Consider the following 8705-nt stretch of genomic DNA (forward strand, 5'->3'; position numbering starts at 1 on the left):
GGTGCTCGAGCGGCCCGACGTGGCCGCGGACCCGGCCTATGCCAGCGGCCGCGAGCGCTCGCAGCGGCGCGAGGTGCTGTTCGCGCTGCTCGGCGAGGCCTTCGCGAAGCAGCCCTGGTCGCACTGGCAGTCGCGCATGCGCGCGGCCGGCGTGCCCTGCGGCCAGGTGCGCTCCGTCGGCGAGGCCATCCGCTCGCCCGAGGCGCGCGAGCGCCGGCTGGTGACGCGCATCCCGCATCCGCAGGTGGGCTGGGTGCCGAACATGGCGCTGCCGATCCGCTACTCGCGCACGCCGATCGCCGACCCGGTGGCCGCGCCCACCGTCGGCCAGCACACGCAGGAGGTGCTGCGCGAGGCGCTGGGCTACGACGAGCAGCGCTTCGCGGCGCTCGCGCGCGCCGGCGCCTTCGGCCCGCCCGCCGAGCGGCACGAACCCGCCGGCACGCCGGCATGACCACCCGCACACTGCGCGGCCGGGTCGCCGTGGTCGGCATCGGCGAGACGACCTACTACCGCCACGGCCAGTCGCCCGACGCGGAGTTCAAGCTCGCGCTCAAGGCCATCCTCGCCGCCTGCACCGACGCAGGCCTCGATCCGCGCGAGATCGACGGCTTCGCGTCGTACAGCGACGACCGCAGCGAGGCCTCGCGGCTGGCGGCCGCGCTGGGCATCCACCGCCTGCGCTCGGCCACCATGCAGTGGGGCGGCGGTGGTGGCGGCTGCGCGGCGGCGGTGGCCAATGGCGCGGCCGCCATCGCGGCCGGGCTGGCCGACTGCGTGGTCGTGTTCCGCGCGCTCGCGCAGGGCCAGCACGGGCGCTTCGGCCAGGGTCGGCGGCATCGACACCATCTCCGGCGAGAAGGCCTACCTGATGCCCCATGGCGTGCTCTCGCCGCCGCAGCGCTTCGCTATGCGCGTGCGCCGCTTCATGCACGAGCACGGCGTGCAACAGGAGGCGCTGCGTGCCATCGCACTCGCCTCCTACCACCATGCGCAGGCCAATCCGCGCGCCGTGATGCACGGCAAGCCGCTCGACGCCGCGAAGTACGACGCCTCGCGCTGGATCGCCGAGCCCCTTCCACCTGTACGACTGCTGCATGGAGAACGACGGCGCCGCCGCCATCGTGCTGGTGGCGGCCGAGCGCGCGAAGGACTTCGCGCACAAGCCCGCCTACCTGCTCGGCGCGGCCTCGGGCTCGGGCTTTCGCGCCGGCGCCCATCCGCACAATGCGCCGCGCTATGCGAGCGCGGGCTTCGACACCGTGGCCCCCGACCTCTATGCCATGGCCGGCATCGCGCCGGCCGACGTGGGCGTGGTGCAGAGTTACGAGAACTTCACCGGCGGCGTGGCGATGGCATTGGCCGAGCACGGCTTCTTCGAACCCGGCGAGGCCAACGACTTCCTCACACTCGAGAACCTCGTCGCCCCCACGGGCCGGCTGCCGCTCAACACCAGTGGCGGCAACCTCGCCGAGTGCTACATGCACGGCTTCGAGCTGGTGCTCGAGGCGGTGCGCCAGGTGCGCGGCAGCTCGACCAGCCAGGCGGCGCGCAGCGACGTGGCGCTGGTGATCGGCGGCCCCATGGTCACGCCCGCGAGCGACCTGCTGCTGGCATCGGAGAACGTGCTTGTGAACGACACGAACGACGAGAAACGCTACCTGCCCGCGGGCCTGCCGATCCCCGTTTCGGAGCCCGACGGATTGTCCGAACCCTATTGGCAAGGCCTGCGCGAGGGTGTCTTGCGCGTGCAGCGCTGCACGCACTGCGGCACCTGGCAGTTCGGCCCCGAGTGGATCTGCCACGGCTGCCATGCCTTCGATCCCGCCTGGGTGGACGTCGTGCCGCGCGGCCGCATCTTCAGCTGGGAACGCGTCTGGCATCCGGCGCATGCGGCGCTCAAGGACCACGGCCCCTACCTCGTGGTGCTGGTCGAGCTGCCCCGGGGCCGGCAATGTGCGCATGGTCGGCAACCTGCTCGGCGATCCGATGCAGGCGGTGGAGATCGGCGCCGAGGTCGAGGGCGTGTTCGAACGCCATCCGGATGCGAAGCCGCCGTATGCGCTGCTGCAGTGGCGGCGTGCCTGAGCCCGCGCGCACCGGCGCTCAGGAGGCGGACACCTGCGACCTGCTCGTGATCGGCGCCGGCGCGGGCGGCATGAGCGCCGCGCTTTCGGGCGCGCTCATGGGCCTCGACGTGGTGCTGTGCGAGGCCGGCGAACAGGTCGGCGGCACCGCCGCCACCTCGGCCGGCACGCTGTGGGTGCCCGGCAATGCGCAGGGCGCGGCGGCGGGCTTCGCCGACTCGGCCGCCGAGGCAGCGCGCTATCTCGACGCGATCCTCGGCGAGGACGATCCGCGCGGGCTGCGCGCCGCCTATCTCGCGAGTGCTCCCGAGGCGATCGCCTTCCTCGAAGCGCATTCGGAACTGCGCTTCGCCTCGGCCGGCCGCCACCCCGACTACCTCGCGCTGCCCGGCGCGGCCGTGGCGGGACGCGCGCTCTCGCCGCTGCCCTTCGACGGCCGGCGGCTGGGCCGCGACTTCGAACGCATCCGCGCGCCGATGCCCGAGTTCATGGTGCTCGGCGGCATGATGGCCAACAAGGCCGACGTGCAGGCCCTGGCCTACCGCTGGCGCAGCGTCGCGAACTTCCGCCATGCCGCGCGGCTGGTGCTGCGCCATGCGCGCGACCGGCTCACGTATGCGCGGGGCACGCGCCTGGTGCTGGGCAATGCCCTCGTCGCGCGGCTGTACTTCAGCCTGCGGCTGGCCGGCGTGCCGGTGCGCTTCGGCATGCGGCTGCGGCAACTCGATATCTCGGCGGGCTGCGTCACGGGCGGCGTGTTCGAACACGAGGGATCGACGCGGCGCATCGCGAGCCGCCTCGGCGTGGTGCTCGCCACCGGCGGTGTCGGCCATCATGCGGCGTTGCGCGCCCAGCTGGCGCCGGCCAGCGTGTCTCCGCGCACGCTGCGGCCGCAGTCCTTCGAAGGCAACCGCGGCGAGGGCCTCGATGCCGCGCTGCGCGCCGGCGCGCGGCTCGAACGCCATCGGGGCGACTTCTTCTGGCAGCCCGTTTCGCTGGCACCGCGCGCCGGCGGTGAACCCGGGCTCTTTCCGCACCTGTACCTCGACCGCGCCAAGCCCGGGCTGATCGCCGTCGATGCCGACGGGCGCCGCTTCGTCGACGAGAGCGCCTCGTACCACCACTTCGTCGAAGCCCTGCTCGCGCGCATGCGCCCCGGCGCATCGACGCCGCCGGCCTGGCTGGTCTGCGACGCGGCCTTCGTGCGCGCCTACGGCCTCGGCACAATCCCGCCCGGCACGCGCGCGAGCGCGCTGCGGCGGCACGAGGCATCGGGCTATCTCGTGCTCGCGCACGACATCGACGCACTGGCCACACGGCTGGGCATCGATGCACGCACGCTCGCCGCCACCATCGCGCGCCACAACCGCCATGCCGAAGCCGGCGAGGACCCGGACTTCGGCAAGGGAAGCACCGAGCTCGGCCGCTTCAACGGCGATGCGGCGCATGCGCCGAACCCCTGTCTCGGCCCGATCGCGCAGCCGCCGTTCTGCGCGCTGGCGGTCTGGCCCGGCGAAGCCGCATCGAGCTCGGGTCTCGCCACCGATGCCGACGGCGCCGTGCTCGACCCGGACGGGCAGCCCATCGCGGGCCTCTATGCCTGCGGCAACGACATGGCCTCGATCATGCGCGGCGCCTATCCGGGCCCGGGCATCACGCTCGGGCCCGCGATCGTGTTCGGCTGGCGCATCGCTCGGCATGCAACACGACGCAACCCCCACACACCTTCCTCCCCACGATGAATCCCACCTCCACTCCCCGCGAGGCCAGCGGCCCGCTCGCCGGCCTGCGCGTGATCGAATTCGCCGGCCTCGGGCCCGCGCCCTTCGCCTGCATGCTGCTGTCGGACATGGGCGCCGACGTGATCACCATCGACCGCCCCGCGCGCCGACTCGGCGACCGCAGCGACATCACGGGCCGCGGCCGCACCGTGGTGCTGGCCGACCTCAAGGACCCGGGCTCGCGCGAGGAGGTGCTGGGCCTGCTGGCGCGTGCCGACGTGCTGGTCGAGGGCTTCCGGCCCGGCGTGATGGAGCGCCTGGGCCTGGGCCCCGACGAGGTGCTGCGGCGCAATCCGCGGCTGGTCTACGGCCGCATGACCGGCTGGGGCCAGCACGGCCCGCTCGCGCAGGCCGCGGGCCACGACATCAACTACATCGCGCTGACCGGCGCGCTGCATGCCATCGGCCCGGCCGGCGGGGCGCCGGTGCCGCCGCTGAACCTCGTGGGCGACTACGGCGGCGGCAGCCTCTACCTCGTCGTCGGCCTCCTGGCCGCGCTGCTAGAAAGCCGGCGCTCGGGACAGGGCCAGGTGGTCGACGCGGCCATCGTCGACGGCGTGAACTCGCTGATGAGCCTGTTCGCCACCAGCGCGATGCGCGGCACCTTCCGCGAGGAACGCGGCACCAACGCGCTCGACGGCGGCGCGCCCTACTACGGCAGCTACGCCACCGGCGACGGCCGCCATGTCTGCATCGGGCCGATCGAACCGCAGTTCTTCGCCGAACTGTGCGAACGCCTGGGCGTCGACCCCGCGCTGCGCGACGCGCAGCACGACCGCGCGCGCTGGCCCGCGCTGCGCGCCGAGTTCGAGCGGCTGTTCCGCACGCGCAGCCGCGACGAATGGACCGCGCTGTTCGACGGCAGCGATGCCTGCGTCGCGCCCGTGCTCGCGCTGAGCGAGGCGTCCGCGCATCCGCACCAAAGTGCGCGCGAGGCCTTCGTCGATGTGGAAGGCGTGCTGCAGCCGGCACCGGCGCCGCGTTTCTCGCGCACGCCGTCGCAAATCCAGGGGCCGGCGGCGCGCGAGGCGACGCCGGCTGCGGAGGTACTGGCGCGCTGGGACTGAGCGGGCCGTCGGCGCTTCATCCCTCGCCGAGCCAGGCGAGCAGGTCCGCCACCGGATCGATCACCTGCCGCATGCCGGCATCGCGCAGCCCCGCGGCAAGCGCCAGACCGACCACGCCGACCACGAAGACCGGCTGCCGTCCGCCGAAGCCCTCGCAGCGCTCGCGCAGCGCATCCAGCGCGATCTCGGGCTGCGCGGCGATGACGGCCGGCGCGAGATCGATCACCTGCCAGCCGTCGATCGTGCCCGCATGGCCGGTCGCCTCGAAGGCGGCCTCGTAGAGCGCCGTCATGCCGCGGTCGAAGGTCACGATGTCGAGCCGGTGGCCGAGCTTGCGGTGCAGCGCCAGCACGCTGCGCGTGAAACCATGGGCCGCATCGCCGAAGCGCTCGCGCACGATCTCGTAGCCCGTGTCGACCGACGACATCGCCACCACCCGGTCGAAGCCCTCGCTCAGGCCCGGCAGCGCGCACGCCAGCGCCGCCTCGGCCCGCGCGTTGTCGGCGGCGGAGCCGATGATCCGTGGCGCCGCCTCGACCTCGGCGGCGGCCCAGCACCCGGACGGCCAGCCGCCGCGCGCGATGTGGCGCCGCAGCGTGGCCGTGATCTCGCGGCTCGAGTTCGGATTGAGGAACAGCGTCCTCGCCGTCATGGCGTGGCCGGAAAGCGATGCCGCCAGAACTGCGCGATGTCGCGCCGCCGGCAGAACCAGACATCGGGGAATTCGGAAGCCGCGAGCAGGAACTCGCGCAGCGCCTCCGTGCGCCCGGGCCGCCCGGCCAGGCGCAGGTGCAGGCCGATCGACATCATCGACGCCTGCCGGCGGCCCTCGCGCCGCAGGCAGGCGAGCGTGCGCCGCAGGTGGTCGGTGAAGTCGTCGGGCGTGTCGAAGCCCGGCGCCGAGGCGAAGCGCATGTCGTTGCAGTCGAAGCTGTAGGGCAGCACCAGGTGCGGCTTGTCGCCGACCCGCGTCCAGTACGGCAGGTCGTCGTTGTAGGCATCCGAGTCGTACTGCAGTCCCTGCTCGACGGCGAGCGCGCGCGTGTGTGGGCTGACGCGGCCCGTGTACCAGCCGACCGGGCGTTCGCCGCACAGGCGCTCGAGCACGTCGAGCGAACGAACCATGTGCGCGCGCTCGGTCGCCTCGGGCACCTCGTCGTAGTCGATCCATCGCGCGCCGTGCGAGACCACCTCGTGTCCGGCCTCGACGATCGATCGCGCGGCCTCGGGATGCTTCTCGAGCGCGCCCGACACCGCGAAGTAGGTGGCCGGCACCCGGCATTCGGCGAGCAGGTCGAGGATGCGCCAATGGCCGGCCCGGCTGCCGTATTCGTAGTGCGACTCCACCACCAGGTTGCGGCGCCCGGCGCGCGCCGTCGCGCCCGACACGTCGCTGTTGAGCACCTCCGAAAAGGTATCGCCCTCGAGCACGCAGTTCTCCGCGCCCTCCTCGTAGTTGACGACCACGCTGAGCGCGACGCGGCGCCCGCCCGGCCATTCGAAGTCCGGACGCACGCGCCCGTAGCCGATGAAGTCGCGCACCGCCTCGCTCATCGCTGCACCTTCGCCTTCGCCACGCACACCCCGATCAGCAGCAGGCCGAGGGTGCAGTAGATCGAGATCGACAGCGGGCTGTCGAAACGGTCGAGCAGCCAGACGCAGATGCTGGGCGCGAGCGCGCCGCCGAACACGCCCGCGAGCTGGAAGCCCAGCGATGCGCCCGTGCACCGCACCCTGGACTCGAACATGTCGGGGATGAAGGCCGCGAGCGGCGCCCACAGCGAAGCCTGGCAGACCATGCCGATCACCGAGGCCAGCACCACCAGCGAGGGATTGCGCGTCTCCAGCAGCGGAAAGTACGCGAACGACCAGACGATCGAGGCGGCCACGCCGAGCAGCAACATCGGCTTGCGGCCGAAGCGGTCGGACAGCGCGCCGAACAGCGGGATCGCGACCACGCCGACCGCCGCGCCCCACAGCACGGCGTTCAAGGCCACCTGCCGCGGCAGGCCGAGCCGGTTCGGCACGTAGATCAAGAGCAGCAGCGAGAACACGTACCAGATGACGCCCTCGCCGGCCCGCACCCCGATCGCCAGCAGCACCTGGCGCCAGTGCTTGCGCAGCGTCTCGGCCAGCGGCGCCTCGGCCTTGTGGGCGCTCTTCTCGAGGCTCCTGAAGACCGGGGATTCCTCGATCGTGCGGCGGATGAAGTAGCCGATGCCCACCAGGAGGATGCTCGCGAGGAAGGGCACGCGCCAGCCCCAGTCCATGAACTGCGCGTCGGTGGTGACCGTGTTCATGAAGCCGAACATCGCGTTGGCGATCAGCACGCCGATCGGGCTCGCGACCTGCACCAGGCTGCCGTAGAAGCCGCGGCGGCGCCCGCTGGCATCGAACTCGTTGACCATCAGGGCCGCGCCGCCCCACTCGCCGCCCAGCGCGAGCCCTTGCGCGAAGCGCAGCAGCGCCAGCAGCAGCGGCGCGAGCAGCCCGACGTGCTCGTAGGTCGGCAGCAGCCCGATCAGGAAGGTCGACAGGCCCATGACCAGCAAGGTCGAGACCAGCACGAAGCGCCGCCCGAGCTTGTCGCCCAGCGAGCCGAAGATCGCGGCGCCCACCGGCCGCGCGACGAAGGCGATGCCGTACGACAGCAGCGACAGGATGGTCGCGACGAAGGGATCGGTCTGCGGGAAGAACAGCTTCGGAAACACCAGCGCCGCCGCCGTGCCGAACACGAAGTGGTCGTAGAACTCCAGCGTGGTGCCGACCAGGCTCGCGGCGGCGACGCGCCGCGGACTGGTCGAGGATGCGGGCCGGTCTTCGGCGCGCGGGGCCGTGTTCGCCGTGGCGGATGTCGTCATGGGGGATGCTCCTGATCGATGGACGGCGCCATTGCAGCACCGGCTCAATGCTTGGACAATCAGAATGATCCGAACGATTATTCGCCAAATATGAATATTACGCTGCGCCAGATCCGCGCCTTCCTCGCGGTGGCCGAGGTCGGGGCCTTCGCCCGCGCGGCCGAGCGCATGCACCTGTCGCCCTCCGCGTTGTCCACGCTGGTCAAGGAACTCGAGGAGCAGATCGGCCTGCGGCTGTTCTACCGCAGCACGCGCGTGGTCCAGCTGACCGAGGCCGGCGCCGAGTTCCTGCCGCTGGCGCGCAAGGCGCTCGAGGACCTCGAGGCCGCTGTCGCCGGATCGCGCGCGCTGGCCGAGGTCAAGCGTGGCCGGGTCACGGTGGCCGCCTCCATCGTGATCGCCGCCACGCTGCTGCCCTGGGTGATCCAGTCGTTCCAGCAGCGCCATCCGGGTATCCAGTGCATCCTCAAGGACGGCTTCGAGGAGACCATCCGCGACCAGGTGCGCCGCGGCGAGGTCGACCTCGGCGTCGGCACGCTGGTCGAAGGCGAGCCGGGGCTGACGGAGGTCACGCTCTACCAGGACCATCTGGTGGCGCTGGTGCCCGATGGCCATCCGCTCGCAGAGCGCGGCGCCGTCACCTGGCGCGAGCTGGCCAGGCATCCGCTGATCAGCCTGTCCGACCAGAGCCCGTCGCGCGCACTGGCCGACGCGGCCTTCGATTCGGTCGGCCTGCGGCCGGTGCCCGCGCATGTCGCGACCTTCTCCTCCACGCTGATCAGCATGGTGGCCGCGGGCATGGGCGTAGCCGCGCTGCCGGTCAACGTGCGCCAGCTCTCGCGCCGCACCGGCGTGCAGACGCGGATGCTGGTGCGGCCGACGGTCAAGCGGAACATGGGCGTCTATTCG

General features: G+C 72.3%; 8 protein-coding genes. 5 read left to right on the forward strand and 3 right to left on the reverse strand.

Translation table 11 applies throughout. The annotated features are described in order from the left end of the window. The 4 genes from ACP2AH_RS10495 to ACP2AH_RS10510 all read left to right on the forward strand — a co-directional run. Positions 1–454, forward strand: a 454-nt coding sequence (locus ACP2AH_RS10495; protein WP_425105754.1) for a CoA transferase, incomplete at its 5' end; no start/stop codon positions are given. A 643-nt stretch (positions 455–1097) separates the two neighbouring features. Then, complete coding sequence (locus ACP2AH_RS10500; RefSeq protein WP_425105755.1) at positions 1098–2138, forward strand: thiolase C-terminal domain-containing protein; 1041 nt, start codon at positions 1098–1100, stop codon at positions 2136–2138. Then, on the forward strand, positions 2081–3829 hold the full coding sequence (locus ACP2AH_RS10505) for an FAD-binding protein (protein ID WP_296728553.1): 1749 nt from the start codon (positions 2081–2083) through the stop codon (positions 3827–3829). Before ACP2AH_RS10500 ends, ACP2AH_RS10505 begins: the two co-directional genes overlap by 58 nt. Further along, a complete protein-coding gene (locus ACP2AH_RS10510) occupies positions 3826–4935 on the forward strand; it encodes a CaiB/BaiF CoA transferase family protein (RefSeq protein WP_296728551.1) in 1110 nt (369 codons plus the stop codon). Before ACP2AH_RS10505 ends, ACP2AH_RS10510 begins: the two co-directional genes overlap by 4 nt. A gap of 16 nt (positions 4936–4951) precedes the next feature. Here ACP2AH_RS10510 and ACP2AH_RS10515 read toward each other — a convergent pair whose 3' ends face one another. The 3 genes from ACP2AH_RS10515 to ACP2AH_RS10525 are packed head-to-tail and all read right to left on the reverse strand — an operon-like array spanning position 4952 to position 7796. Then, entirely contained in the window at positions 4952–5587 is a 636-nt protein-coding gene (locus tag ACP2AH_RS10515) for an aspartate/glutamate racemase family protein (RefSeq protein ID WP_296728548.1), read from the reverse strand. Continuing rightward, positions 5584–6489, reverse strand: coding sequence for a polysaccharide deacetylase family protein (locus ACP2AH_RS10520; RefSeq protein ID WP_296728545.1), 906 nt, complete (start codon positions 6487–6489; stop codon positions 5584–5586). Before ACP2AH_RS10520 ends, ACP2AH_RS10515 begins: the two co-directional genes overlap by 4 nt. Further along, a complete protein-coding gene (locus tag ACP2AH_RS10525; RefSeq protein ID WP_057595741.1) occupies positions 6486–7796 on the reverse strand; it encodes an MFS transporter in 1311 nt (436 codons plus the stop codon). Before ACP2AH_RS10525 ends, ACP2AH_RS10520 begins: the two co-directional genes overlap by 4 nt. A gap of 18 nt (positions 7797–7814) precedes the next feature. Here ACP2AH_RS10525 and ACP2AH_RS10530 point away from each other — a divergent pair. After that, a partial coding sequence (locus tag ACP2AH_RS10530) for a LysR family transcriptional regulator (protein ID WP_425105756.1) occupies positions 7815–8705 on the forward strand: 891 nt, incomplete at its 3' end.

The organism is Ancylobacter sp. (assembly GCF_965249975.1).
Lineage (GTDB): Bacteria > Pseudomonadota > Alphaproteobacteria > Rhizobiales > Xanthobacteraceae > Ancylobacter.